The sequence below is a fragment of the Litoribacillus peritrichatus genome (assembly GCF_039537985.1).
GTDB classification, from domain to species: Bacteria; Pseudomonadota; Gammaproteobacteria; order Pseudomonadales; family Litoribrevibacteraceae; genus Litoribacillus; species Litoribacillus peritrichatus.
In genome coordinates, this window is the sequence record NZ_BAABBN010000017.1 from 88,479 (window position 1) to 113,761 (window position 25,283).

At 47.5% G+C, this 25,283-nt stretch carries 23 protein-coding genes; 12 read left to right on the forward strand and 11 right to left on the reverse strand.

Going from position 1 to position 25,283, the window contains the following annotated elements; all coding sequences use genetic code 11:
• Window positions 1–40 precede the first annotated feature (40 nt).
• The 4 genes from ABD744_RS21880 (at window position 41) to ABD744_RS21895 (ending at window position 7,532) form a co-directional block, all read left to right on the forward strand.
• Entirely contained in the window at window positions 41–2,218 is a 2,178-nt protein-coding gene (locus tag ABD744_RS21880; RefSeq protein ID WP_344800744.1) for a TonB-dependent receptor family protein, read from the forward strand.
• 140 nt (window positions 2,219–2,358) lie between these two features.
• Window positions 2,359–4,251: an IucA/IucC family protein gene (locus ABD744_RS21885; RefSeq protein ID WP_344800745.1), complete on the forward strand. Its 1,893-nt coding sequence runs from the start codon at window positions 2,359–2,361 to the stop codon at window positions 4,249–4,251.
• Window positions 4,248–6,242 (forward strand): IucA/IucC family protein, encoded by a 1,995-nt coding sequence (locus ABD744_RS21890; protein WP_344800746.1) that lies wholly within the window; start codon window positions 4,248–4,250, stop codon window positions 6,240–6,242. Before ABD744_RS21885 ends, ABD744_RS21890 begins: the two co-directional genes overlap by 4 nt.
• 3 nt (window positions 6,243–6,245) lie before the next feature.
• The gene (locus ABD744_RS21895; RefSeq protein ID WP_344800747.1) at window positions 6,246–7,532 is read left to right on the forward strand and encodes an MFS transporter; all 1,287 of its coding nucleotides are present in this window, start codon (window positions 6,246–6,248) and stop codon (window positions 7,530–7,532) included.
• Here ABD744_RS21895 and ABD744_RS21900 read toward each other — a convergent pair.
• From ABD744_RS21900 to yihA, 3 genes are all read right to left on the reverse strand, one after another.
• A complete protein-coding gene (locus tag ABD744_RS21900; RefSeq protein ID WP_344800748.1) occupies window positions 7,516–8,511 on the reverse strand; it encodes a FecR family protein in 996 nt (331 codons plus the stop codon). The two genes, ABD744_RS21895 and ABD744_RS21900, sit on opposite strands and share 17 nt — an antisense overlap.
• Window positions 8,512–8,615: 104 nt before the next feature.
• The gene (locus tag ABD744_RS21905) at window positions 8,616–9,134 is read right to left on the reverse strand and encodes an RNA polymerase sigma factor (protein ID WP_344800749.1); all 519 of its coding nucleotides are present in this window, start codon (window positions 9,132–9,134) and stop codon (window positions 8,616–8,618) included.
• A gap of 172 nt (window positions 9,135–9,306) precedes the next feature.
• Window positions 9,307–9,963 (reverse strand): ribosome biogenesis GTP-binding protein YihA/YsxC, encoded by a 657-nt coding sequence (yihA, locus tag ABD744_RS21910; protein ID WP_344800750.1) that lies wholly within the window; start codon window positions 9,961–9,963, stop codon window positions 9,307–9,309.
• Between the two features lie 224 nt (window positions 9,964–10,187).
• Between yihA and ABD744_RS21915 the strand changes: the two genes are divergently transcribed.
• From ABD744_RS21915 to ABD744_RS21925, 3 genes are all read left to right on the forward strand, one after another.
• On the forward strand, window positions 10,188–10,790 hold the full coding sequence (locus ABD744_RS21915; protein ID WP_344800751.1) for a c-type cytochrome: 603 nt from the start codon (window positions 10,188–10,190) through the stop codon (window positions 10,788–10,790).
• Between the two features lie 203 nt (window positions 10,791–10,993).
• Window positions 10,994–11,623 carry a thiol:disulfide interchange protein DsbA/DsbL gene (locus tag ABD744_RS21920; protein WP_344800752.1) on the forward strand — a complete coding sequence of 210 codons (630 nt, stop codon included), beginning with the start codon at window positions 10,994–10,996 and terminating at the stop codon, window positions 11,621–11,623.
• A 38-nt stretch (window positions 11,624–11,661) separates the two neighbouring features.
• Complete coding sequence (locus ABD744_RS21925) at window positions 11,662–12,582, forward strand: endonuclease/exonuclease/phosphatase family protein (protein WP_344800753.1); 921 nt, start codon at window positions 11,662–11,664, stop codon at window positions 12,580–12,582.
• Here the strand turns inward: ABD744_RS21925 and phoR are convergent.
• The 4 genes from phoR to ABD744_RS21945 all read right to left on the reverse strand — a co-directional run bounded on the left by phoR (window position 12,551) and on the right by ABD744_RS21945 (window position 16,218).
• The gene (gene phoR, locus ABD744_RS21930; protein WP_344800754.1) at window positions 12,551–13,858 is read right to left on the reverse strand and encodes a phosphate regulon sensor histidine kinase PhoR; all 1,308 of its coding nucleotides are present in this window, start codon (window positions 13,856–13,858) and stop codon (window positions 12,551–12,553) included. The two genes, ABD744_RS21925 and phoR, sit on opposite strands and share 32 nt — an antisense overlap.
• 104 nt (window positions 13,859–13,962) lie before the next feature.
• Entirely contained in the window at window positions 13,963–14,658 is a 696-nt protein-coding gene (phoB, locus tag ABD744_RS21935) for a phosphate regulon transcriptional regulator PhoB (protein ID WP_344800755.1), read from the reverse strand.
• 109 nt (window positions 14,659–14,767) lie between these two features.
• Window positions 14,768–15,643 carry a 4-hydroxybenzoate octaprenyltransferase gene (gene ubiA, locus ABD744_RS21940; protein ID WP_344800756.1) on the reverse strand — a complete coding sequence of 292 codons (876 nt, stop codon included), beginning with the start codon at window positions 15,641–15,643 and terminating at the stop codon, window positions 14,768–14,770.
• Window positions 15,644–15,696: 53 nt separating this feature from the next.
• Window positions 15,697–16,218 carry a chorismate--pyruvate lyase family protein gene (locus tag ABD744_RS21945; protein ID WP_344800757.1) on the reverse strand — a complete coding sequence of 174 codons (522 nt, stop codon included), beginning with the start codon at window positions 16,216–16,218 and terminating at the stop codon, window positions 15,697–15,699.
• A 225-nt stretch (window positions 16,219–16,443) separates the two neighbouring features.
• Between ABD744_RS21945 and ABD744_RS21950 the strand changes: the two genes are divergently transcribed.
• The 4 genes from ABD744_RS21950 (at window position 16,444) to ABD744_RS21965 (ending at window position 19,343) form a co-directional block, all read left to right on the forward strand.
• The gene (locus ABD744_RS21950; protein WP_344800758.1) at window positions 16,444–16,611 is read left to right on the forward strand and encodes a rubredoxin; all 168 of its coding nucleotides are present in this window, start codon (window positions 16,444–16,446) and stop codon (window positions 16,609–16,611) included.
• 132 nt (window positions 16,612–16,743) lie between these two features.
• On the forward strand, window positions 16,744–17,901 hold the full coding sequence (locus ABD744_RS21955; RefSeq protein ID WP_344800759.1) for an NAD(P)/FAD-dependent oxidoreductase: 1,158 nt from the start codon (window positions 16,744–16,746) through the stop codon (window positions 17,899–17,901).
• Window positions 17,902–18,087: 186 nt separating this feature from the next.
• Window positions 18,088–18,405: an HU family DNA-binding protein gene (locus ABD744_RS21960; protein WP_344800990.1), complete on the forward strand. Its 318-nt coding sequence runs from the start codon at window positions 18,088–18,090 to the stop codon at window positions 18,403–18,405.
• A gap of 77 nt (window positions 18,406–18,482) precedes the next feature.
• A complete protein-coding gene (locus ABD744_RS21965) occupies window positions 18,483–19,343 on the forward strand; it encodes a hypothetical protein (protein WP_344800760.1) in 861 nt (286 codons plus the stop codon).
• On the opposite strand, the gene ABD744_RS21970 is transcribed toward ABD744_RS21965, so the two are convergent.
• The 4 genes from ABD744_RS21970 to rph all read right to left on the reverse strand — a co-directional run bounded on the left by ABD744_RS21970 (window position 19,267) and on the right by rph (window position 24,185).
• Window positions 19,267–19,746, reverse strand: coding sequence for a MarR family winged helix-turn-helix transcriptional regulator (locus ABD744_RS21970; RefSeq protein WP_344800761.1), 480 nt, complete (start codon window positions 19,744–19,746; stop codon window positions 19,267–19,269). The genes ABD744_RS21965 and ABD744_RS21970 overlap by 77 nt on opposite strands.
• 48 nt (window positions 19,747–19,794) lie before the next feature.
• Window positions 19,795–21,192, reverse strand: a complete 1,398-nt coding sequence (locus tag ABD744_RS21975) for an aminoacyl-tRNA deacylase and HDOD domain-containing protein (RefSeq protein ID WP_344800762.1) — start codon at window positions 21,190–21,192, stop codon at window positions 19,795–19,797.
• Between the two features lie 87 nt (window positions 21,193–21,279).
• The gene (locus ABD744_RS21980) at window positions 21,280–23,178 is read right to left on the reverse strand and encodes a methyl-accepting chemotaxis protein (RefSeq protein WP_344800763.1); all 1,899 of its coding nucleotides are present in this window, start codon (window positions 23,176–23,178) and stop codon (window positions 21,280–21,282) included.
• Between the two features lie 287 nt (window positions 23,179–23,465).
• Complete coding sequence (gene rph, locus ABD744_RS21985; protein ID WP_344800764.1) at window positions 23,466–24,185, reverse strand: ribonuclease PH; 720 nt, start codon at window positions 24,183–24,185, stop codon at window positions 23,466–23,468.
• A 152-nt stretch (window positions 24,186–24,337) separates the two neighbouring features.
• Here rph and ABD744_RS21990 point away from each other — a divergent pair, with 152 nt between their 5' ends.
• On the forward strand, window positions 24,338–25,204 hold the full coding sequence (locus ABD744_RS21990) for a YicC/YloC family endoribonuclease (protein WP_344800765.1): 867 nt from the start codon (window positions 24,338–24,340) through the stop codon (window positions 25,202–25,204).
• The last annotated feature ends 79 nt before the right edge of the window (window positions 25,205–25,283 follow it).

The window sequence follows — 25,283 nt, forward strand, 5'->3', positions numbered from 1 at the left end:
TCAAGTTGTTGTGGCTTTGTAAATCATAGGGAATAACTGAATGATGACGAAGAATACCCTTTTACAAAATGGCGTTATGGCGTGCTTGTGCTTTTCTGCTGCACCGTTGCTGTTAGCAGAGGATTTAAACAACGCGCTAGACCAGGAACCGCCGGTACTTATGGATGAGCTTGTGGTTCAGGGCGACTGGCTGGTGAACGCAAAAAACCAGCAAGTATTTGAACATCCGGGCGCCAGGACTTTGGTTGATCGGGATGATTTTAAAAAAGAAGGTGCCAGTAATGTACAAGAGGCATTAAGAACGGTGCCTGGTGTCTTTGTTCCGGAAAATACAGGCAATTCGGACAGCTCGCTCCGACTGGGTATCAGGGGGTTGAACCCTCGCTTTTCGGCGCATACCAACGTGTTGCTTGATGGTGTACCGTTGGCCGTTGCTCCTTATGGTATGCCCCATTTGTCCATTGCTCCTGTGGCGCTGGGTAACCTGGAAAGTATCGATGTGGTGAGAAACGGTGGTGCGGTGCGATACGGCCCTCAGAACGTCGGTGGAATCGTGAACTTTAATACCCGCGAAATACCTTTGGAGCATCAAACTACGATTAAGGTTAAGGGCAGCCACTGGTCTGATTCTCCCAACAGTACGTTGGGCCAACAGAATTATGACGTCTTCACCGGCGGTACGCTGGATAATGGCTTGGGCTTGGCTTTGATGTATTCGGGTCAGAAAGGTGACAGCTATCGTGAACACAGCAGCAGCGACATTGATGATGTGATCCTGAAATACGATTATGGCCTGACTGAGGCTCAGTCGTTATCCGGGCGCTTTCACTATTACCATGCCGATAATGAAATGCCCGGCGGTTTAACCCAGAGCGAGTTTGATGATGATTCGCTTCAATCCGCTCGGCCTCTGGATGCGTTTAAAGGGTATCGAAAAGAAGCGGTGGTGAAATATCAGAATGAGTTTTCTGAATACAGTACTTTTGACGTCACCAGTTACTACACAAAAAGCCTGCGTGAATTTACCTATTTTAATTTGCGGGATCATGTGAACCCGGCCAAGGGGGATAAATATTATCGTAAGCCAAGATATTACGATGTGTTTGCGATTGAGCCCCGTCTCAGCCATTTATTTGTGGGTTCCGGATTTGACCAGGAGGTTTCCGTTGGGTATCGCTATTTGGAAGAAGATGCTGAAGAAAAGCAGTATTTAACGCCTGTGGATGCAGACTTGAATCCCAATGGTTCTGAATCTGCGTTGGAGACTAAAACGGTTGAAGGGGAAACCACCGCTCAGGCGTTCTATATTGATGATCGAATTTCTTTTGGTGACTGGGAGGTAACCCCAGGCATTCGTTACGAGAAGGTTCGGTTGTCGGTGGATAAGCCGAATGTTGATCAATATGAAGTTAGAAAAAATGACTATGAAGCCTTCTTGCCCTCGTTAAATGTGCTGTACCGATTGAACGACGCCACGCGCTTGTTTGCCAACTATAACGCTTCTTTTGGGAGCGTTACGTTTAATGCCCTTAGTAAGAATGAAGACCTGGAAGAAGAAAAAGCGGGCATTACTGAATTGGGCGCTCGGTACAGCCAAGGGGGCGTTGAAGCAGAAATCACGCTATTTCATATCAAATTTGAAGACATTCTTTACTCTTCTTACGACCAGAGTACAGGGAGTACCTTGTTTTTTAATGCGGCCGAAGCAACACATCAAGGTGTTGAACTTGCTGCCGAGTTTGATCTTGGCCTGCTGCTGAATTGGTCGGGCTTCAGTGTCTTCGGTACATATACTTGGCTGGACGCGCGTTTTGACAAAGGCGTTGATAGTAAAAATGTATCGTTTGCCGATAACCGGACGCCGTTTGCTCCGAAACATGTTGCCACTTTGGGAGGGCGTTATGAAACGGGTAACTGGACATATCACCTGAATGCCTACGCGCAGAGTCATCAATATGCGGATGTGCATAACTCGGAGAAAGCAGACCTTACCGATTGGGAGCAGGAGTTGGGCTATAAAGGCAACATTCCTGGCTTTGGTTATGTGAATGCCCGAGTGGACTATCAATTACCTGTGACCGGCTTGGATGCGGTTATCAGTGCCGGGCTGAAAAATATGTTCAATAAAGAATATTACTTAAGGTCGGATACCCAGCTCGCGGGTCTTTATGCCGGAGCCCCTCGTCAGTTTTATGTGGAAACCGAGATCAATTTCTAACCACATAACGATTTAGTACACACAGATCAGTCATGATGCCGTTGAAGAAATTTCACTTTGAATGAAGTTTCTTCGGCTGGCTGGTGCCTGTCTGTTATTTGAACGCTTATCTCTGTAAAACTTTAATGGAAGGGTTGATTATGTTGATAGCTACGCAAATACATGAACAAAGTGAAGCCGATAAAGAAGCCAGTCAATTTACAAGCCAGAGTTTATTGAATTGTTATTTGAGGGAAGTGGCGGCACCCGGAGGTCACATTACGATAGAAAAACCGGGCGATATGAAGGGCTGGCCTGAGCACTTGACTGCCCTTCAGAGGGTGACCGATGGGATGTGTTTAATCGTAAGTCTGCCGATGGTTCAGCGATGCGTAATGATTTTGGTGGATAAAATATCACTGACTCAAAATTATCGTTACCTTTCAAGTGCTTATTTGATTGAAGATGATAAACCCCAAGCGATGCTGGATTACAGCGGGTTGGCTCAATGGCTACTGAAAGAGTTAGCTGTGATGTTCGATCAGCCATTGAATGATGAATTATTTGAGCAAATTCAGAACAGTTTTCAATTAACAAGAATGATTTTAGAGGCGGAACATCCCCCTTTGTTAGCTGAACAGCCGATGGCCGCGTATTTGCAGTCGGAACAACTTTTATCATTGGGTCATAATTTTCATCCTGCGCCTAAGAGTCGTCAGGGGTTGAGCTCTGTTCAGTTAAAGGCATATTCACCGGAATTTCATACCGGCTTTGCTCTACATTATTTTAGGGTTCAGAAAGCATTAATTGTTGAGCAGTCCTATCTATCAGAAAGTTGCAGTGAAATTATTACCAGATACGCGCCTGAATCTATTTCGGCGGCAACGGGCTTTGCTTTGATTCCTGTGCACCCCTGGCAGGCTGAGTATCTGTTGGAGCAATCGTTGGTGGTGGATGCAATTGCGCAGGGAAAACTAGAATACCTGGGAGCACATGGCGCGTTGTTCCATCCCACATCTTCTGTGCGAACTCTTTATAATCCGAATATTCCTTATTTTTATAAAAGTTCTTTAAATGTCCGATTGACCAACTGCGTCCGTAAAAATGCCATTTATGAACTGGAGAGTGCACTCTTTCTGAGTCAATTAATAAGAGACGGCGCTGACGAAAAATTCAGTGAGTTATTTCCTGACGTGGTGTTTATGGAAGAGCCTGCGTTTATGTCTGTTGATCTGGGAGGCAATGATGAAAAGGCGCGCTTGGAGGCATTGGAAGGGTTTGGTTTGATTTTACGTGAAAACGTGACAGAAACACTTCGTGAGAATAATACAGCTGTATTAGCAGGCACTCTTTTTTCTCAATCCATCAGTGGCCCTTCGTTAATACAAGACCGACTATGGAACCTTGCCAGAGCGCAGGGGTGTGATCATCAAAAAGCGGCGATCTTGTGGTTTTCAGACTACGTGGAACGATTATTACATCCCATTTTGTACAGTTACTTTAGGCTGGGAATTGTTTATGAACCCCATCTTCAAAATGTACTGATTGGTCTTGATGGTCACCAGCCCCGACAGCTGTTTATTCGTGATATGGAAGGTGTCAAATTGATGCCTGAGTATTGGCCGGAAGAGCGCTTAACTGGCTTGAGCGAAAGAGCCAGGCAAGCGGTGTATTACGATGAAGAAAAAGGCTGGAATCGGATTGCCTACTGTTTGTTCGTGAACAACTTATGCCAGGCGGTGTTTTACATCAGTGCAGGCGATCCAGTCCTGGAAGCTTGTTTATGGAGCCAAGTGGGTCATCAACTTAAGCGCTATCAATCATTGTATGGTTGCGCCAAATCAGGACAACGTATCCTGTCGTTGCTTAATGGTGATCCGCTCCCGAATAAAACGAATTTACTCACTCGCGTTTTAAAACAGGCGGATAAGCAATCGGGCTACGTGCCTCTCACCAATCCGATTATTAATCCCCAGCACTCTAATTTTCAAGCCGTCCCCAAAGTGCAGAGTATCGATCTTGAGGCCATTCAAACACAGGGGGTCAAAGCATGATAACCACCGACGGCAGCAAACTGGGCGATTCCGAGCATGTGATTTCTTGTTGGCCGGCTTTGAAGGCTAGAATCGACGCTCAGAAAACAAACTGGTTGGCTCAATTAGATACTGAGTTAACTTCACATCGTTCGTTTTCAATATCCAAGATACATCATTGTCTGGAGATAGCGGAAAAGCGCAGCCTTCAAAAATTGCTTAATGCCATGTTGAGAGAGGGCTTATTAACGTTTCAAGACACCGAATTCTTTTGTCTTGAACGAAAAGACAGATGGATTTGCATGAATGGGCAGGCTCTGTTGAAGGCCTCTTCCGCGCTCAGATCAGGTTTAGGGGGGCTTCTGGTTTTTGATGGTCTGATTCGAGTGCTTCCGTTAAATATAGAGGGGCGTTGTGTATCAGAGATCAATTATTCCGTTGAGTTATTAAGTGTGCTGGTGGACTCTGGTCAGGTGAGTCTTGATGTGGCCAGGCGGTTCTCTTTCGATGTCCAAGACAGCATTTTGAACGATGCTCTGGCGCTGGCTTACAGAGACTCGTGGGATGCGTACCTCCGAGATCAAATGGTAGAACATCAAACGGAGAATCTTTGGTGGTGGTGCCTGAACGTACTGCCGGCCAACCAACGATCCATCTTTTTTGAGCAATGGGGGACGACCGGACACCCTTTTCATCCGACAGACAAATCAAAACAAGGGCTGTCTCCCGCCGAAGTGGTTTCTATGTCACCAGAGTATGAGGGGGGCGCGGAAGTCCGGTTAGCGGCGATCGCTAAAGTGCATGTTCATGTGGAGTCGATGGACAACCTGCTTTATGAAGATTGGTTTAAGGCGCATTTTCCTGAATGGTTTGGCCAGTGGCAAGCGAGGCTGGAAGCCCTGACATTGAGACCTGAGGATTACTGCCCTATTCCCGTTTACCCTTGGCAGGCAGAGAATATCTTGCCTGAACTGTTTGAACACTTGCTGGAGAGTCGAGACTTGGTGTTGTTGGATGGTCCACTGCTTGAAACACGGGCAAGCATGTCATTTCGGACCATGATGGCAGCCGATTTGTGGATGAAACCGCACATTAAGTTGCCGATTGCTTTGCAAATGACCAGTGCAAAGCGGTTGCTGTCGACTCGTTCCTGTGAAATGGGCCCTCGTTTCAGTCAGCTGATGAAAGGCTTGCTCATTCGGGATGCACGGTTAGGTCAATATTTAGCCATTATGCCTGAGTTGGTCGGTGTTCATTATCGTACGGATCAAGGCAATGAAGACTCACTGGGTGCCAACTTATCGGTGCTATTCAGACTAAACCCTCAGTTATGCTGCGAGTCTGGGAAAATTACGGTACCTGCCGGCAGCTTATTAACGAACCTGCCAGAGTACCCGGGAAAAACGGCAGGCTCATCTCCTTTTATCGTTGACGTAATGCATTGCAATGGTGTGGTAACCCGGGATCAGGTCTTGGCGTATGTTAAGACTTATCTTCAGGTGGTTTTAGACGGGCCATTACGACTGTATTTGCAATACGGTATCGCCTTGGAAGCTCACCAACAAAATAGCCTAATTGAGTTTGATCCGGATGGCACGCCCAGAAAAATCATCGTCAGAGACTTTGGCGCATTTCGTATTCATAAAACGCGCTTTTTGCGCGCAGGCTTATCGATGACATTTCATCATGATCAAAGGTTACTGACCGATGATTTAAATGAGGTAAGAGACAAGCTGATTCATGCGTTGCTGATTTCTCATGTTGGGGAGTTGGTTCAGGCGGTATCTCTTCATTATCAAATACCTGAAATTAACTTCTGGTGTCTGGTTCGAGAAATCATCGATGGCGTAATGTCAGGCTACAGAGCCGAAATGGAGCCGGAGTCTTTTGCTGCTGATTATCATGCCCTTGTCCAGCAAAGGTGGAATATTAAAGCGTTATTACGCATGAGGCTTGAAAATACGGGCGACTATATTTATCAGCGTTTAGACAATCCTCTGACAAAGGTGTAGTGCATGGTAAGTCTTGAAAACACTCTGCACCTGAACACGGGTAATGACTGGCAGAAACAGGTGCATTTGCTGTGGGTATGCCAATTGGTTGCGATCGCCGCATTGGAAATGAGCGGCCCTTTCTGGCCTGTTTACTTGCGTCAACTGGGTGTTTCCAGTGATGCGTCATTGCAGTTTTGGAGTGCTCTTATCTATATGGTTCCTTTAATCGGGGCTATGCTAACGGCCCCGCTGTGGGGTCGGTTAGGTGATAGGATAGGGCATAAGTACATGATACTTCGTGCTTTATTCGCATTAGGATTGACACAGATCTTGATCACTTTCAGTAACGACCCTTTGGTCATTGTGATTGTTCGATTCGTTCAAGGCGTTTTTGCTGGCTCTATTGCGGCGACGCAAGCTTATGCTCTTAATGCAAGCCCGGATCATAAACGCAGCTATGTGATGGGGCGGCTGCAATCTGCAGTCGCAGCAGGTTCCTTATGTGGCCCCCTGATTGGCGGCTGGGTCATTGATCAATGGAGTATGAACCATGTGTTCACGACCGGGGCCTTTGCTTGTCTATTTATGCTGATGGTCATGATATTCCGTTTACCCGATCAACAGCCTTCGTCTCAACGCGTTCTTCAGCGTTCTCATCAGGACCCTTCTCACGATTCTTCTTTCGACTCTTCTCATTCCAAGTCGGCACAGAAATTAAAGAAGGCGAACGCGGTGGATATCAATGACCGTTTTCGGATCAATCTTTATCTGCTGTTGTTGGTTATTTTAGTGGCCCAAATCGCAAAGCGAATGCCAAGTACGTTCTTTGCGCTCTATGCTGAGCAGTATTTGTCGGCTTCCGCTTTGTTAGTGGGTGGTTTATATGCCGCGACAGGTTTGTCTGTGTTATTGGCGGCACCTTATTGGGGGAAATTCTTTGATGGCATCTCACTCTCTCAACGAATCCGGTGGTTAACCGGCATCAGTATGGCGGCAGCTTTGACTTTGTTGTTACAGGCGTGGGTGGTGGAGGTTTGGCTATGTTTTATTTTACGTCTGTTATGGGGCGTTTGGCTGGCCGCGTTATTACCTATGTTATTTGCGGTATTGAGTGTACAGGCAGAGCAGCAACATCTTGGTCAAACCATTGGCGTTGGTAATAGTGCAACCAAACTGGGTGGGCTACTGGGCATTTCCATCGGTGCTTTGGCTGCGGCAGCGTTAGGTAATCAATACGCATTCATTGCGATTGCGGTAACTTATCTGGCGTTGGCTGGAATGTTACTTTTTGCTAATAAAGCACCGTGAGGTATTCCCCTAACTGATGCTTTTTAAGACCCATACTCTCTTGCAGAGCAGTTAAAGCCTGGTGTACATCGGCAATATGGAAAACTCCGTTCACTTCCGATACGGCAAGTGAACGGTTTAATAAAATGATCTGGCCTGGATAGTAATGATTGAGTTCTGTGATTACATTCTCCAGTGTTTGATTATCAAAAATTAATTGCTGATTCTGCCAGGCAAGTTGATGAAAGTTTGCAGTTTTAACGGCGGCCAGTTGATCTGCACTATAAGAGACCTGCTTTCCGGCTGTTAAAGCCGTTTGCTGGTTCGCTGTCGCGACGGACACCTCGCCTTCCTTTACAATGATTTCGACGTCTTCTTGATAGTGGTCAACGTTAAATTGGGTGCCTGTCACTTTGGTGACTCCTTCGCCGGCCTTCACCATAAATGGCCTACTCGAGTTTTTAACGACCTTGAAGAATGCTTCGCCTTCTATGAGTTCTATTGAGCGCTCATGTTCATTGAAATCAACATTAAGAATGGTGTTGCTGTTCATGAAAACGGTGCTGCCATCCGTTAACTGAAACTCCATTTGTTGGCCTGGTTTGGTGTAATAGTCGCTACGCAGTGCTTTGGTATTATTAAATATCATCAAGCCGATAAAGACGGTCAGCATTAAACTGCAGGCAATGGCCAGAGAGTGTTGTGGCCACCACGCATTTTTAGGTGAGGTCTTGGCTGCTCGCAGAGCGGCTTCAATTTCTTTTTGATAATCCGGGTAGATTTCCTGTGCTGGTGAATCGACGGCTTGCCATAAGCGAACTGCGCTTTGATAGGCATCGCTATGTGCTTGACTCTGTGACTGCCAGCTTTCAAAGGCATCCAGATCTTGCTGAGAGTGAAGATCTGATTGCAGCTTTGCTACCCATTCTAAAGCTTGATGGTCTATTAATTCTAGGTTGTTTACTACAGGCGCATCAATTTGCTTTAAATTATTGGTCATCACTCGTTGCCTCAAAGCGTCACTGCTTCTTAATTGTCACATCTTTTTTAATTATTAATGTCTGAGAGTCATCATTAGGACCTTATATTGTAAGACGTCCATGTTTAAAAGCTCCCCCCTTCCCATTTCAATTCTTTTTTACATATTTTCAGTGCTTTACTTATATGCTTTTCAACGGTTTTATGCGAAATCCCCAAATTTTCAGCAACTTGGCTGTAAGTCAGGCCATTTATCTTATGCAGCAGAAAGACAACCCTGCATTGGGATGGCATTTTTTTAATGGCTTGCTGAAACAAGGCGTATTGTTGTTGTGACGCGAGTATTTGGTCTGGCGTAGGTGAAGGAGACTTTTGTTGTTTTAGCGTTGTGTCGGGCAAATCAACTTCGGCCAGTCTTTGTTGTTTTCTCCAGTAGTCAATCACCAGGTTTTGGGCCACCCGAAATAAGTAAGCTTTTACATCTTGAATGTTATCCGGCCGTTCAAGTTGGGAAAACCGAAGATAAACCTCTTGGGATAGGTCTTGTGCGGCATCAGGCCCTACTTTAAGGGACAAAAACTGATTTATCTCTGAGGCATATTCATGAAATATCGAGGTTAACCGCTCCATGGTCTGCTTTGACATAACAAAATAACCCATTTAGGAAATGCAGGCTATATGCTAATGCAAGTGATTATCATTTGGAATAGTGGTTTGGATGAACTTTTAAATATGATAAGTGCGACGTAGTTTTATTGTGCGGCAGGCTCTCAAACAGTCTGCTGTTTGAGAGCACAACACTCATTAAATGAATGGCTTATTCGTCTTCATCAATAAGAGCATCAATAAACGGCTCAATGTCTTCGGCACTTAACCATTCGTTGAGACGATTTTTCAATTGATCCAAGCCGTCTCGTTTTAACGCGGAGAAGGTTTGAACGGAAACTTCACCCTGGAAATCTTTCAGTGCACGGGTAACGTCCAACATGGTGTTTTTGGCCGGGCCTCGTTTCAGTTTATCGGCTTTGGTCAGCAATACATGCAAAGGCATATTACTTTGCTGAGCCCAGTCAATCATCATCTGGTCAAATTCAGTTAATGGGTGCCGAATGTCACTGACCAGCACCAGACCGCGTAAAGATTCACGCTCTTCCAGATATTTAGCCAGATTTTTCTGCCACTCCAGTTTGGTTTTCAGCGGCACTTTGGCGAATCCGTAGCCGGGCAAATCCACCAGCCTCGTGTTTTCATCGCCTAAGGTGAAAAAGTTGATTAATTGAGTTCGACCCGGTGTTTTACTGGTTCGGGCTAATTTCTTATGTTGGGTCAGGGTATTAATGGCGCTGGACTTACCAGCATTCGAGCGGCCGGCAAAGGCAACTTCGGCTCCGATATCCGGCGGACATTGCTTGATGGTAGGGGCACTGGTAAGAAACGCAGCGGCGTTAAATTTAATTGGGGTTCGTTCAGACATGAGTGATCTCTTGTAAAACAGCAAAATGCTAATATTAGGGCTATCTTAGCACGTACCGGAATAACCGTTTGGAAGTTGAGATAGATAGTATATAATACCCGCACTTTTTTGGTGGAGTCTTGGATTTTTCCTCGATTTCAGAGAATTATAATGATGAGGAGAGCGAAATCGCCTTAATTGCGACTATTTCGCTCACACGTTTAAGAAAAGAAACGGGTTTTCCAATGAAAAAAATCATTCTGACTGCTTTGGTTGCACTGAGCGTTACGGGTTATAGCCATGCTGAAGGTAATGCGGAAGCGGGTAAGGCAAAAGCTGTAGTATGTGGCGCGTGTCATGGTCCTGATGGAAACAGCGCTGCACCTAACTTCCCTAAACTGGCTGGTCAGGGTGAAAAGTACCTGTTAAAGCAAATGAAAGATATTAAGGGTGGCGATCGTAACGTCCTTGAAATGACAGGTATGCTGAGCGCGTCAAGCGATCAGGATCTGGAAGACTTAGCGGCTTACTTCGCATCTCAAAACGGTTCTGTGGGTTACGCAGACAAAGAGCAAGCGGAAATTGGTGAGAAGATTTACCGTGCCGGTATCGCAGACCGTGGTATTGCAGCGTGTGCAGCATGTCACTCTCCTTCGGGTCAGGGTAATGATGCAGCGGCGTTCCCTAAATTGGGCGGTCAGCACGCGGCTTATACTGTTAAGCAGTTGAAAGATTTCCGCGACAGCAAGCGCGCAAACGATCCGAATGCGATGATGCGTGACAATGCTTATACCTTGCGTGACGATGAAATCGATGCCGTTGCTCAGTACATCCAGGGTCTTCACTAAACAGAAGTCTGATCTGGATCAATAGATGGTCAATTAGTCTATTGAGCAGTCGTATAAGGGAACCATCTCTTATTCGTAGCATCTTAATAAAAGGGAGTCTGATGACTCCCTTTTATTTTGCCTGGAATAAATATAAATTGGATGTCAAAACAGGGCTCCATATATATGGATACGGGATTAAGCACTATTACTAGGAGTAATGAATGAAGAAATTAATGGTTTCCTTGGTGGCGACGTTTGCGATGTTGCTTTCTCAATTATCGGTAGCGGAGAACTTCGTTGCCGGTAAAGATTATCAGCAACTGCCCTATCCTGTGGCGACCCGTGACGAGAATAAAATCGAGGTCATTGAATTATTCTGGTATGGCTGTGGTCACTGTTTCAAGTTTGAGCCTATGATCAATCGCTGGATGACGACCGTTGCGGAAGACGTGGACTTCCATCATCAGCCTGGTGACTTTGGTGGCTGGGCCCCTGAAACACAGTTGCATTATGCGATGGAAGCCGCCAACGTGTTAGAAAAAGGCCGTGCAGCGGTGTTTAATGAGTATCATGTATTGCGTAACAAGCTGCGCAGTGAAGACAAGCGCATTGCGTTCTTTAAAACCTTGGGTGTTTCTGAAGAAGACTACAAAAAAGCCTGGAATTCATTTGCGGTGAAAAGCAAAGTGAACATGGCTCAATCCCGTACACGCAGTTATCGCGTTACCGGTGTACCGGCGATGATCGTGAATGGTAAATATCGTGTTGACTCTCGTTCAGCGGGTTCTTTCGATCGTATGCTAAAAGTTGTGGATCATCTGATAGAATTAGAAAGAACGGCCAAAAAATAATTCTCCGGTGATCGGCGAGAGATGAGAGGGATTCTCCAATGCTTGAACGGGTTAAGAAACGAGTAGAACAGGTAAGGGATGCAATCGATGAATTGCGATCTCTTTCCCTGAATCGGTCTGAAGTTCAAGCCCCGATTGAATACCCCGCTCAAAAGTATCTGCCCATCATTGAAGATGATGGGTTAGAACACGTTCGGTTGATCTCGTTTAATATCCAGGTCGGCAATTCCGTTGGCCGTTATCTTCATTATCTGACCCGCAGTTGGCAACACGTCCTGCCCCACTCTGAACGCATTGATAACATGGATCGAATCTCCGATGTGTTGTCCCATTTTGATGTGGTGGCGTTGCAGGAGGCCGACGGTGGGAGCCTGAGAAGCGGTTTTGTGAATCAGGTGAAATACCTGGCTGAAAAAGGCAAATTCTCGTTTTGGCATCAGCAGCTGAATCGTGATTTCGGGCTACTGGCTCAACACGGCAATGGTGTTTTGAGCCGGATCATCCCAACCAGTGTGAATAATCATGTTTTGCCTTCATTGATTCCTGGCCGGGGTGCCATGTTCATTGAATATCAAACCACTACCGATGAGCCGCTGTTGGTGGTGATGATGCATTTGTCTTTGTCCCAACGGGCACAAATGAATCAGCTGGCCTACGTGAAAGAACAGATCGAGAAGTACAAGTATGTGGTGTTGATGGGGGATTTGAACTGCCATGCGGAGCGGTTATTGGATGATTCCCCGTTGAAAGAAACCTCGCTGGCGCTAGCCACCGATGGCATCAGCACTTTTCCCAGCTGGGCGCCTCAGCGCGGGCTGGATCATATTCTGATCAGCCCTAATTTAAGAACACACGCCATTGATGTTTTGGATCATCCGATCTCAGATCACCTGCCGGTGGCCATTGATGTCAGCTTGCCTTCCGGAGTCAGTTTGACGGATCGGGCAAACCAGAGCTAAGCACTGACAGCGGAAATTCACAGCTGAATTTACTGCCGTACCCTAATTTACTTTCAATCAATAAGTGGCCGTTGTGGCGCATCAGAATATGTTTGGTGATGGCTAATCCCAGTCCCGTACCGCCGGTGTCTGATTTGCGGCTGGCATCCACACGGTAGAAGCGTTCGGTCAGGTGTGGGATGTGTTTTTGATCGATGCCGGGGCCGTTGTCGATGACATCCACCCGGATACTGGTTTTGTCGCGGTAACCGGTGATGTCTACCCGGCCGCCTTCAGGTGTGTATTTCACCGCATTGAAGATCAGGTTACTGAAGGCGCTGCTCAGTTCGTCGTAACAGCCGTCAATTTCAATATCGATCGCCGAAATCTGAATTTCATGGCGACCGTTGCTGAAAGAGCGGGCTTCTGCGGCTAAGTGCTCCAGCAGTTGCTTGAGGTTCACCGGTTGCTCTTTCACATTGATTTCGGTGGTTTCCAGACGGGTCAGAATTAGAAGATCATGCACCAGATCTTGCATCCGAACGGCCTGGGACTGCATCTGATGGTAGATGCGTAACCAGCGGTTGTCGCTTTCGTCCGAGTAATCAATCAGCGTTTCAAGGTAGCCGATTAACACCGTCAGCGGGGTTTTTAATTCATGACTGACGTTAGCCACGAAATCTTTGCGCATGCGTTCCAGGTGTTCAATGTGAGTGATGTCCCGCGCGGTAATCAGGCGTTCATCGTTCCCAAATGGGGTGATGGTCATTTCCAGGGCAACGCTTTGATTGATCGGGCTGTTGAGCGTTAACGGCGTGGTGTAATCACCGAGTTCGAAGTATTCCACAAAGTCCGGGTCGCGGATCAGGTTGGTGATGTGCTGACCACCGTCCACCGGTGTTCTGAAGCCTAATAAGGCTTCGGTTGAGCGGTTCCACCACTCCAAAGTGCCATCGCTTTCGACCATGATGACGGCGTCCTGCAGCGCAGAAGTGGATTGTTGTATTCGGTTGATGATGGTCTGAAGTTTGCGTTTGGCCGTTTGGTGATCACGCTCCTGACGGTAAATGGAGTCAAATAATCTTCCCCACAGACCTTCACTTAACGGTAACTTGTCGAGTTCCTGATGTTGCAGCCAGGATTCAAGCCGTGACATTTGGCGTATGGTCCAGACCACGTAAGCGATCAGGCCGAGAATCAGGCCCACGACGGGATAACCGAATAAATAACCAATGAGGGTGGTGGCCAGCACCAATAAGGTCACGCGCTGTAATTCAATGTACCAATTACTTAACACTCAGCTTCCTTACCTAGGCAAGATAATAAAATACAGGGATTCATATCAGAAACGCAGCCTCAAAGGCTGCGTTTCTGAATGAGGTCATGCTGCAACAGCTTACTCTATGCCGCATTTGTGGAAAAGCGATAACCTGTGCCACGAACGGTTTGGATCAAATTATCATGACCGGTTTCAGTCAGCGCTTTACGTAAGCGACGAATGTGAACATCCACCGTACGCTCTTCGACATAAACGTTGCCACCCCAGACATGATCCAGCAGTTGGCTTCTGGAATAGGCGCGCTCCTGATGAGTCATGAAAAACTGCAGCAGTCGGAACTCGGTTGGCCCCATATCCACAGCATCACCATTGGCGATGATGCGATGGGAAACCGGGTTCAGCTCAAGGCCATTGACCTCGATGGTTTCTTCAATGCCCTGTGGGGTGGTTCGACGCAAGACCGCTTTGAGACGAGCCACCAATTCTCTTGGAGAAAACGGTTTGGTGATGTAATCGTCCGCACCCGCTTCAAGGCCCTGAATTTTATTGTCCTCTTCGCTTTTTGCGGTCAGCATGATGATAGGTACATCTGCTGTCAGCTCATCTTTCTTAAGGCGACGTGCAAATTCAATCCCTGACGCACCTGGTAGCATCCAGTCTAATAAAATTAAATCCGGTTGCTGATCTACGATGATTGAGTGGGCTTCCTGCGTATGCTCTGCTTCCAGACAGTCATAACCTGCCATTTCCAGAGCGACCATGATCATTTCACGGATAGGCGCTTCATCATCAACAATAAGAACTTTTTTTCCCGCCATCACTTTTGCCTGTTAGTGTGGTTGTTAAAAGACAGTCTTATTAGAAGACACTTTTGTTACAAAAGTATGACAGGTTTTCGACCGTCTGCGTGTGACAGAGGCGGATTTGCTAAAAAAAGGAATCCACCAGAATGCCACTGAAGACTGCAGTGCCTACCCAGTGGTTGTTCAGAAATGCTTTAAAACACATGTCCGGGTTGCGGTGTTGGGTAAGGACATACTGGTAACCAAATAAGCCGGCGGCGACTGCCAAACCTAGGTAATAAGCGACCCCGGCTGAGAGCTGTTGCCCCATCAGCAGCAAGGTGATCATCGTCAGTACCTGAAGACTGATGATGGCGATATTGTCCATTTCGCCAAACAAAATGGCCGTGGATTTAATGCCGACTTTTAGGTCGTCTTCCCGGTCCACCATGGCGTATTGCGTGTCGTAAGCAATCGTCCAAAGTAATGTAGCTATATAAAGTAACCAGGTTTCTTCAATCACGGTGCCGGTTTCTGCGGTGAATGCCATCGGTACGGCCCAGCCAAAAGCGGCCCCTAAAAATACCTGTGGAAAGTAGGTAAAGCGTTTCATGAACGGATAAAGGGACGCCAGAAACACTGCGCCAAATGACATATAAATGGTTTCTTTATTGGTGAACAGCACCAGAATAAAAGAAATAAACACCAGCGCACCGAATAAACAGAGTGCTTCTTTGGCGGTCACCCGGCCAGACGTCAACGGCCGCTCTTTGGTTCGTCGTACATGAAGGTCAAAATCCCGGTCGGCGTAATCGTTGATTACACAGCCGGCCGATCGCATCAACACCACACCCAAAACAAAAATGACCAGATTACTCAGCTGGGGGAAGCCGTCAGCGGCAACCCATAATGCCCATAGCGTCGGCCATAACAGCAATAAAATGCCGATGGGTTTATCAAGACGCATTAAGCGGGTGTAATCCGGAAGCTGTTGTTTTATGTGGGCACTGAGTTTTGGCATGATTTCCGTTATCTTTCGGTTGGCTCCATGTTGAAGCCTGAATACTAGGAGGATTAACCGGAAAACACAACGGGCAGGAAGGTTTCACTGACCAATAAGGATTTATGGCTGTGTGAACAGGTAAAAATGGATCTTCGTCCCCACAGAAGTTCTTTATCAGAATTGAGTATCCGGCCTATTTGAAACTGACTGCGCTGATATCGGGGGCTACTGAATAAAAAGTGGCCAAGGGGTTTATTGCCCAGATATCTTAACTTCAGGTCTGGCCCTGTGAGTGTGGATAAAGGCACAACGCTGCGTGCAAATACCCAGACCTGGCCATCGACGATTAATTCCACTTCACGAACCCAGCCGCAATCGGATGGGTTGTTCAACACTTGTTTCTCGTGCTGGAGCATCCTGGCTACGCCTTCACATACCACATTTACCCGGAAACTGTGTTGGCTACAGCCCATCAATCGACGCGTCAGCGAGCCGCGATCCAGCAACCAGTTTTTTTGCTCGACGGATAAGATCGGGGAATATTTCTTATAGGCTGATGTCCAACGGTGTATATGAGGTAAGTTCTTTTTCATTGGCCTGTCTGAATTTACGACGATTCAGGTGACGGTTGGTCGGTCTGAAATGCCTGTTGAAGCTGGCGGTATATTGTAGGATTGTCTAACAATAGTTAATAATTTAGAATGCGTATACCAATTTCTAGTGATATATTGCCGAGCGTTTACTCAGCTTGCACTCAGGAAATTGGCACAGGCTCTCAGATAAACAGATAAAAAACAACATAAGTTTGAGGACGTACCATGAAAAAATGGCAATGTGTCGTGTGTGGTTGGGTTTACGACGAGGCGCTGGGGTATCCGGAAGAAGGGATAACACCTGGCACCCGATGGGAAGATGTACCGGACGATTGGGAATGTCCAGATTGCGGAGTCGGTAAAGAAGATTTCGAAATGATTGAGATATCGTAGCCATCCTTAGCGGAATCTCAGACACAACGGATAGTCGCCAAAAGCGCAATGTGTCCTTGCTTTTTTATGTACCCCCTATTGACCAAACAAAATGGCGATGGGACGTAGAGATAATAATCTAAGGGATACTGAATGACAGATAATACAGACAAACCAATCGTAATTTTGGGTTCTGGACTGGCGGGTTACAACCTGGCCAAGGAATTCCGAAAATTAGATTCAGAAACGCCGTTGCTCATCATCACGCATGACGATGGTCGTCAGTATTCTAAGCCGATGTTGTCGGCTGGTTTTACTAAAGATAAAACAGCGGCGGCATTGGCGTTGGCAAATGCGGGTGACATGGCAACACAGCTGAAGGCGTCTATTCGTACCAAAGCAACGGTTACCGGCATTGATACGGAAGCACATACCCTTCAATTAGGGGATGAAACGCTGGCGTACAGTAAGTTGATCCTGGCGGTTGGTGCTAAGACCCACAAAGCTCCGCTGGAAGGTGATGGTACGGATCAGGTGTACTCCATCAATGATCTCGAAGATTACGACCGTTTTCGACAGGCCGCAATTGGTAAGCAACGCGTTGCCATTGTCGGTGCCGGTTTGATTGGTTGTGAATTTGCCAATGACCTTCGTAACGGTGGTTATGAAGTGGATGTGATCGCCCCGAGCCAGACGGTATTGCCGTCGATGTTGCCGGAAACGCCAGCCAAGGTGGTTCAGGCCGGGTTGGAAGAGATTGGCGTTCGTTTCCACTTGGGCGCATTAGCGCACCGAGTGGTGAAGCAGGACGACGGCGTGAAGCTGTGTTTGTCCAATGGTGAGGAAATCGAAACGGACTTGGTCATTTCAGCGGTGGGTTTAACACCAAACGTGGAACTGGCCAGTAAAGCCGGTCTTGCCCATCAGAAAGGCATCTCGGTGGATCGCTTGTTGCAGACGTCGGTGCCGGATGTATATGCGCTGGGCGATTGTGCCGAAGTTGACGGTCTGGTGTTGCTGTACGTCTTACCTTTGATGAGTTCCGCTCGTGCGCTTGCAAAAACGTTGACAGGCACCCCGACCGAGGTGCAATACGGCGCGATGCCGGTTGTGGTTAAAACCCCGGCTTGTCCGACGGTAATTGCTGCCCCTGCAGATCAGAATGGCGAATGGCAGATCGAAGGCGAAGGCCAGGATCTGAGTTGCTTGTTCAAAGACGCGGAAGGCCAACTGAAAGGGTTTGTGCTGACGGGCGCGAAAGTTGTGGATAAACTGGCTTTGTCCAAGGCATTGCCACCGCTTTTGACGTAAGTCGTATTTCTGAGTTTTGCTCATTAAAAAAAGGGAGATCTTGTGAAAGAGCTCCCTTTTTTTGTCATCAATCTGTCAAATAAGCCCATGGTTATGGGATTTCTTCGGTTTTTTCTGGCATTAAAAGCTTTTTGTTCTAGTCTCTATACATTCTATTAATAATAGAGTGTAATCAGAAATACTGATCTGAATGATCAAGTTTACTTTGATAACAATAAAGAAGGGAAATATATGCGTAAGCCAGAATTAGCTGCTGCAATTGCAGAATCTGCTGGACTATCCAAAACAAAAGCCAATGAAGTTTTAACTGCTTTGACCGATGAAATCACCCGTGCTGTCAGTGGTGGTAATGCGGTTCAGTTGATTGGCTTTGGTACATTCGAAACTCGCCGTCGTAATGAACGGACAGGTAAAAACCCGCAAACGGGTGAAGCGATCAAAATTCCTGCGAGCAACTACGTTGCTTTCAAACCGGGTAAAGCATTGAAAGAAGCTGTAAACTAGCCTCTGCTTTATTTGAAAAAGCCGGGTCAGCCCGGCTTTTTGTTGTCTGAATTTTCTAACAGAAAGTCTAGTGCTTCATGTTGTATAGGTTGAGTGTATTACGATTATTATCGGTGGTCGTTTTAGTGGTTTGGAGTCAGGCTGCTAAACCGGACGGCACGCAGGCGTGTGATCGGTTATGCCAGACCAAGGAGGTGCTTTCAGTGACGCCGGTGTCTCTGGTGGTCTCGGAAATGCACGGCCAGCTGGAAAGCTGGGCCAACCTGTTGTTGACCATCAACGATGCGCCTACCTATAAGGTGTATATGGCCGGTTTTGGTGTCGTCAACGAAGCCCGTCTCGACCGCTATCTGGTTCGTTACAGTCGGCGTCAGTTGTCGGGTGAAGAGTTGAATGCGTTGCATCAAAATGCTTCGCTGGCCAGTCACGCGTTAGTGACCAATGCGCTTACAACCGCCCAGGATGTCGATCAACAACAAATGGAAGCCTACATCAAACGGCTGATGTGGGTTCGCATGCGGGAAACCCGTCGCTATCTGGTCGAACGTCTGGATACCGCCTATGGCTTGTCTCGGCTCAGAGCCAGGTTACGCCAGCTGAATCAAGGGTTTGTCAGTCGTTATATGGTCAGCCAGGTGGAAGCCTGGATGTTTCCGGACGGGGGCGCCATGCATTCCGACGCCAAAAAAGCGATCAATCGGTGGTTGCGGCTGGAACTCGATCAAAGCGACAGCGATCTGCAAGCAGAGAGCTACCGGCAATCGATTGATTTGCTGACGTTCCTGCTAAAGAACATCAGCGATGAAGAAATTCGGGATGCCTTGGTGTTTTACGAAAGCGCCCGTTATCAAAAGCTACTGGCTACGATTGAAAAGGCGATGGATCTTCATTATCAGCGGCTGGTACTGAAAAACAACCTTTCTGACCCAGCGACATAAGCTCGGTTAACACCTGACAAAAGTGATTGAGCTTTTCTTTGCCGAATTTGTCCAGCATGTGCTGGTTGAACTGATCCAGCATCGGTTGCACGTTGGACAGGGCATCGCGGCCCTCTTCGGTGAGATGTAAGGTAAAAGCGCGTTTGTCTTTTTCGGAACGCTGTTTGGCGATCAGCCCTTTTTTGGTGAGTCGTTCCACCATACCTGTGATGGCGGACGTGTCCAGCTTCAGGCCTTCGGCCATGTCTTTTTGCTGACAACCGTCGTGTTTTTCCAGGTAAAACAACGCACCGGCCTGAGGCCCTGAAATACCAGCGACCTGCATCAATGCCCGATCGACCTGCAGGCTCATTTTGTGTTGTGCCTGACTGAGCAGGAAGTAAATTCGTTTATCTTCTGACATCGGGACCGATTACATCTCTGGTCTGGGGTTCTCAATAAAAGTTCGGTATCAGCGCATCAGAGCCTGAGCCATATTTTTCAGGTCTGAACTGGACTCGATCACCTTGTCGATGATTTCAGTCACTGTCTCCGGATCGAGACCGAGTCTATCATAGAGTGATTCCGGGACATAAGACGTTGTCGCATTTCCGATGCCCCGTTTCTTCAACTCCGCCTTGGCCAGATAAATGAGGTTGGCGTAAGCGTGAAACTTGCCATCGTAATCCGGGTTTAACTGGTGTTTTAAACCTACGCAGATTTCTGTGGGCATTTGCCAGTAGTTCATTAACCAGCTGCCGACTTGATAGCGGTTCACTTTCATAACCTGATTATCAATGGCCACGTCCGGTAAATGTTTATTCACTTCAAGGTGACGACACAAGCGATCGAAATGCGGAGGAAACACATAAGCCAGCACCAAATAACCGATTTCATGCAGTAAGCCGGTCAGGTAGCTGAGGCCGAACGACGGCCGTTTTTCGCGAGAGATCGCGGCCACCAAACCGCCAATGGACGCCGCCACGAACACCGATTCGTACCAGAAGGGGGTATAACCATTCGGCCCTTCTTTCGGCAAAGGCAAGGTGCGACCTAACGCTAAACCGAGAGACAGGTTGAGCACCATATCAAAACCAAGTACCCGCATGCAGGCGTCGTGTACGGAGCGTACTGTGCCCGGAGGGTTATAAATGGGCGATGATGCCCAGCTGACGATTTGAGCGGCTAAGCTCGGATCGGTTTCAATGATGTTGGTGAGCTTGTCGATGTCGGCGCTTGGGTCTGATCGTAAACGAATGATTTGTTGAGCGGACGTCGGTAAAGGCGGAATTTCCATGGTCTCTTCGAGGCGCTGCTTCATCCGCGTCGGGTTAAATGCAATCACCGCCTGAGAGATGGTTTCCCTGTCTTCTTCTGTGGTGGTATTCATTTCACCAATGTGACGAATATCGATCGGGGTGCTGATGTTTTCCGGACGCGCTTTCGGACACAGTTTCAGGAAATCTTTGGTGTCCATTTTAATCCAATGGCCGTCTTTTCCTGATTCAATGTAAATGAATGGCAGTTCAAGCAAATTTTTATCAATGATCACGTCCAGCCGGGTTAACGCAGGCACCGCCGGCAGGGTTTCCACATTGATGGTTTCACACATTCTGGCGACGGTATCAGGCTTGGCCGGAGAGAGTTGTCGGCCAATGACGTTATTGAGCAGAGTCAGGTCTAGAAAACTGTTGTAGGGAGTAATTACCTGAACTTTGCCGACTTGATCCATCAGTACCGTGGATCGGGTGCAGTGGCTTAATGTTGATCTTTTTTGAGAGAATCCGTCCAGGTTTTGCAGTTTTTCTTCAATAACGTATTCAATCTGGTTTTTAGTTAGTAACAGCTTTAATGAGGCTGCAATCGACATAGTGGCTCCAACAACTACAAATGATCATACCTTGATCAAAAAAAATTAACTTAACCTAGTTTAGACTATATCCACAAGATTAATCCGCTATTCCTTAGGAATTATACGTTCGATTACATCGAGAATGGCCGTAAACGTGCGTTCGATAACGGGCCTTGAGAGGTTATGGTCGTCGGCGAGGTGCTCAATTTCATCCGCTAAGACCTCTAATTCTTTGATTAATGAAAATACATCATGAAACACCGCCGTGGAGAATTCCATTGGCTGCTGTGAGTGGTTGCTTACCGAAGTCTGCAATTCAGCCAATTGTGAAGTAATGGTGGTATCCACTTGGTTGGTGGCGGTGCGCAATTGTTTGATGTGATTTTCGATCGTCAACGAGGCTTCCTGAGATTTATGTGCCAGCTTCCGGACTTCGTCTGCAACGACGGCAAAGCCCCGGCCCTGATCCCCGGCTCTTGCGGCCTCAATGGCAGCATTTAATGCGAGTAAGTTGGTTTGGTCGGCTATTTCCTGAATGCTTTTCAGCTCGGTTTCCATGCCGGAGGTTGGGTTCAGAATGGCATTCCAGGCATTGGAGAAATCAAACTCGTTCAGCTGGGTATTGAGCTGCGCCTGCTGCTCGGCTTGGCTCTGATGGTTTTCTGCCAGTTGGTTTACCAGTGCGTTCTGTTCGTGTTGGAACTCAGTTAAAACCTGATGTAGCTGTTCCAGGTTTCGCCTGATGTCGCTTCTGGATTTGGACAACAGGGCATTTTGTGTCTGCTCCGGTGCCTGGTGGTTGAGGCTGGCGGCCTCAATCTGTTGTCTGGCCTCCCGAAGTTGTGCCATATCTTCCACTGACAGTGCACTTTGCGCAGGGTGCTCATCATGGTCGGTGCTTTCGGTATTTTTGACGACACCTGAGAGGTTGCTGACCGGATCAGTCATCGCTCGTTTCCGGACGAAATACAGTGCAAGTAGCAGACACCCGCTGAAGCTTGGCAATAAGATGAGCCAGGTCAGCAGGTTGCTTCCGTCAGGGATTTTCGACGAGGCTTGATCGACGCTGAGGCTCAGCCGCCAGGGTTTGTAATGCTTGAGCGCTTGCTCGTCCTCTGCTGAGGACAGGTTTAAATGGTATGTCCGATTGGGCATTGGGTTCGTGAGAATCGTCTGTTGCAGATTGTCGATGGCAACGCCGATGATCAAATAGCCCAGTGTGGTTCTGTTCTGCTCTATTTTGGTCATGACGAAGGCTTGTGGCTGATTGGCAGGTAAGTAAGGGCCAAACCCCAAATAATGGGTTTTCAGGTTTTGTTGTTTTCTCAGTGTGGTCTGGACGTATTCCGCAAGGTTGTTTGCCTCGGTTGGTAAGGTTTTGAGGTTAGTGCCCAGATCAATGCGCTTGCTGGTGGAATAAATGATTCTCAGGTCTTTATCCGCCAATAATAAATCACTGGCGCCAGACAGCTTCACGATGCGTTGAAACGCGGGATGAAAGGTGCGATGAACACGGTCGTAATCATCGTCGTTGTCTGGCCCTTCGAATTCAATGGCTTCGGGAGCGGAAAACTTATTGCCTGCCAAATACCGAATCTGCATTTGTTTGGCGATGTCGTCCAAACTACTGAACCACTGGTTTTGACTGACGCTCTGGCCTGCGAACAACGACGCTTTTTCGCGCTGATAATAAACATCCAGGTGCTGATCGGGCGTCAGGGGCATATTGTTGAGAAAGGATACGCCCATTTCAAAATGGGTTAACGCATCGGCGGTCCAGGTCTGGCCAGCTAACTCGTTTGCCGTTTCAGTCAGAAGACTTAAGCGCTGATCCAGTTGTTTGATGATTTGGCTGTCGAAATGATGCTGTGCCTGCCGGTTGTTTTGCGTTAGTTGGTCAGATATAAGCTCGGATTGAAAGTGGCTCGTTGTGACGGTCGCGGCAAGGGCAATGATAACGAAGAGTATCGAAAGAGAGATGCCAATGCGCAAAGGTTCAGTCATATACTGCCTATAAACTGTGGTTCTAAAAATCAAAGTACACACATTTCATCGGATCAATGATTTGCCAATGGTCATACGCGTTAACAGGTTATCGGCCGAACGGGTTTGAAAGTTTAATGAAATGTTGTTCAGGAAAGTGTAGTTCAAGTGATCAGGGTTTGTGATCGGGATTGATGCACGGGGTGGATCATTTTAACGCTTAATGGGATGAACAGAGCGATTTAAGAAAAGAATAAGTGTGGCTCTGGAGCCGGAAAACCAACTCCAGATCAGCAAGCTAAGTTGCTTTATGCCTGATCCAACGCCTGACGCTGAATCTCGATGATTTCGGCAATGCCTTTTTTGGCAAGATCCAACATAGCGGTCAGTTGATCACCGCTGAACGGAGCGCCTTCTGCGGTGCCCTGAATTTCAACGAAACCGCCGTCTTCCGCCATGATCACGTTCATGTCGGTTTCTGCGTTGGAATCTTCCGGATAATCCAGATCCAGCACTGCGTGATCTTCATAAACGCCCACAGAGATCGCAGCAATCATTTGCTTGATTGGGTTTTTCTTGATCATGCCTTCTTTCAGCATGTGATTGACGGCATCGACCATCGCCACACAAGCACCCGTGATGGACGCTGTACGAGTGCCGCCATCCGCCTGAATCACATCACAATCGATGGTGATCGAGTTTTCACCCAACACTTCCAGATCAATTGCGGCGCGTAATGAACGACCGATCAAACGGGAGATTTCAACCGTCCGGCCACTTTGCTTGCCTTTTGCTGCTTCACGGATCATACGGCTGCCCGTAGAGCGTGGCAGCATTCCGTATTCTGCCGTGACCCAACCCTGTCCTTTGCCTTTCAGAAAACCAGGAACACGAGACTCCACACTGGCAGTACAAATGACTTTTGTATCACCAAATTCAACCAACACCGAGCCTTCGGCATGACGAGTAAAATTACGAGTGATTTTGACTTCTCTGAGTTGGTCTGTGCTTCGTCCACTTGGGCGCATACAAGATTCCTAAATAAATGAGATAAAAAATGGATTCGACATTATAGCAAAGGTACGGCCCTCAACTTCAACCATTAATCCGATGTGAACAAACCTGACCTGACGGCTGAAAACCGCTACAATTCAGCACAGACACTTTTCAAGGATTTAATATGACTCGAAGTATGACCGCCTTCGCCCGAGCTGAGGGTACATTTGACTGGGGCACCATCGTTTGGGAACTGCGCTCAGTAAATCATCGTTATCTTGAGGTTTACCCAAAATTATCCGAAGGCTATCGCGATCTCGAGCAAATCGTTCGTGAGACGGTTCGTAAGAAATTAAACCGAGGAAAAGTCGAATTACAACTGAAAGTGCAACTCAGTGCCGAAGCCAACGCCGCCATTGATGTCGACATGGCGCGGGCGCAGGAAGTGGTCTCAGCGCTGGGTAAAATCGGTGAACTGCTGCCGAAGGACGGCGCCATCAGCCCTGCCACCGTCTTGAACTGGCCGGGCGTGCAAGTACTGCCGGAAGTGGATCGTAAGGTGATTTTGCAAGATGCCTCCGGCCTGTTGAACAAAGCACTGGACGAACTGCTGGAAACCCGCGCTCGCGAAGGTGGCGAGCTAAAACAGTTCATTGAAAGCCGTTTGGTTTCTGTTTCTGAGATCACCGCACAGGTTCGTGAAAAGCTGCCGGAGATTCTTGAAAAACAACGCCAGAACCTCAAAGACCGTTTGGAAGAACTCACCGCAGAACTCGACAATCAACGCATCGAACAGGAAATCGTGATCCTGGCCCAAAAAGCCGATGTGGACGAAGAAATCGACCGCATGGACGCTCATGTCACCGAAGTCGCCCGGGTACTCAAACAAAAAGGCCCGATCGGCCGTCGCCTGGACTTCCTGATGCAGGAAATGAACCGTGAAGCAAATACCCTGTCCTCTAAATCCATCGTCACTGAAACCACCAAATGTGCGGTGGAGCTGAAGGTGTTGATTGAACAGATGAGAGAGCAGATCCAAAACATCGAATAGTTTTTTTACCCGTCCAAGAATGTCTTAAAAGCCCTGTTATTTGCTTGTAAATAAAGGGCTTTTTTATTTACCCCGTCCA

Excerpts from the sequence above, each read along its gene's own strand:
- ABD744_RS21880 (WP_344800744.1), top strand. The coding sequence starts at position 41 with ATGATGACGAAGAATACCCTTTTACAAAATGGCGTTATGGCGTGCTTG.
- ABD744_RS21885 (WP_344800745.1), top strand. The coding sequence starts at position 2,359 with ATGTTGATAGCTACGCAAATACATGAACAAAGTGAAGCCGATAAAGAA.
- ABD744_RS21890 (WP_344800746.1), top strand. The coding sequence starts at position 4,248 with ATGATAACCACCGACGGCAGCAAACTGGGCGATTCCGAGCATGTGATT.
- ABD744_RS21895 (WP_344800747.1), top strand. The coding sequence starts at position 6,246 with ATGGTAAGTCTTGAAAACACTCTGCACCTGAACACGGGTAATGACTGG.
- ABD744_RS21900 (WP_344800748.1), bottom strand. The coding sequence starts at position 8,511 with ATGACCAATAATTTAAAGCAAATTGATGCGCCTGTAGTAAACAACCTA.
- ABD744_RS21905 (WP_344800749.1), bottom strand. The coding sequence starts at position 9,134 with ATGTCAAAGCAGACCATGGAGCGGTTAACCTCGATATTTCATGAATAT.
- yihA (WP_344800750.1), bottom strand. The coding sequence starts at position 9,963 with ATGTCTGAACGAACCCCAATTAAATTTAACGCCGCTGCGTTTCTTACC.
- ABD744_RS21915 (WP_344800751.1), top strand. The coding sequence starts at position 10,188 with ATGAAAAAAATCATTCTGACTGCTTTGGTTGCACTGAGCGTTACGGGT.
- ABD744_RS21920 (WP_344800752.1), top strand. The coding sequence starts at position 10,994 with ATGAAGAAATTAATGGTTTCCTTGGTGGCGACGTTTGCGATGTTGCTT.
- ABD744_RS21925 (WP_344800753.1), top strand. The coding sequence starts at position 11,662 with ATGCTTGAACGGGTTAAGAAACGAGTAGAACAGGTAAGGGATGCAATC.
- phoB (WP_344800755.1), bottom strand. The coding sequence starts at position 14,658 with ATGGCGGGAAAAAAAGTTCTTATTGTTGATGATGAAGCGCCTATCCGT.
- ubiA (WP_344800756.1), bottom strand. The coding sequence starts at position 15,643 with ATGCCAAAACTCAGTGCCCACATAAAACAACAGCTTCCGGATTACACC.
- ABD744_RS21945 (WP_344800757.1), bottom strand. The coding sequence starts at position 16,218 with ATGAAAAAGAACTTACCTCATATACACCGTTGGACATCAGCCTATAAG.
- ABD744_RS21950 (WP_344800758.1), top strand. The coding sequence starts at position 16,444 with ATGAAAAAATGGCAATGTGTCGTGTGTGGTTGGGTTTACGACGAGGCG.
- ABD744_RS21955 (WP_344800759.1), top strand. The coding sequence starts at position 16,744 with ATGACAGATAATACAGACAAACCAATCGTAATTTTGGGTTCTGGACTG.
- ABD744_RS21965 (WP_344800760.1), top strand. The coding sequence starts at position 18,483 with ATGTTGTATAGGTTGAGTGTATTACGATTATTATCGGTGGTCGTTTTA.
- ABD744_RS21970 (WP_344800761.1), bottom strand. The coding sequence starts at position 19,746 with ATGTCAGAAGATAAACGAATTTACTTCCTGCTCAGTCAGGCACAACAC.
- ABD744_RS21975 (WP_344800762.1), bottom strand. The coding sequence starts at position 21,192 with ATGTCGATTGCAGCCTCATTAAAGCTGTTACTAACTAAAAACCAGATT.
- ABD744_RS21980 (WP_344800763.1), bottom strand. The coding sequence starts at position 23,178 with ATGACTGAACCTTTGCGCATTGGCATCTCTCTTTCGATACTCTTCGTT.
- rph (WP_344800764.1), bottom strand. The coding sequence starts at position 24,185 with ATGCGCCCAAGTGGACGAAGCACAGACCAACTCAGAGAAGTCAAAATC.
- ABD744_RS21990 (WP_344800765.1), top strand. The coding sequence starts at position 24,338 with ATGACTCGAAGTATGACCGCCTTCGCCCGAGCTGAGGGTACATTTGAC.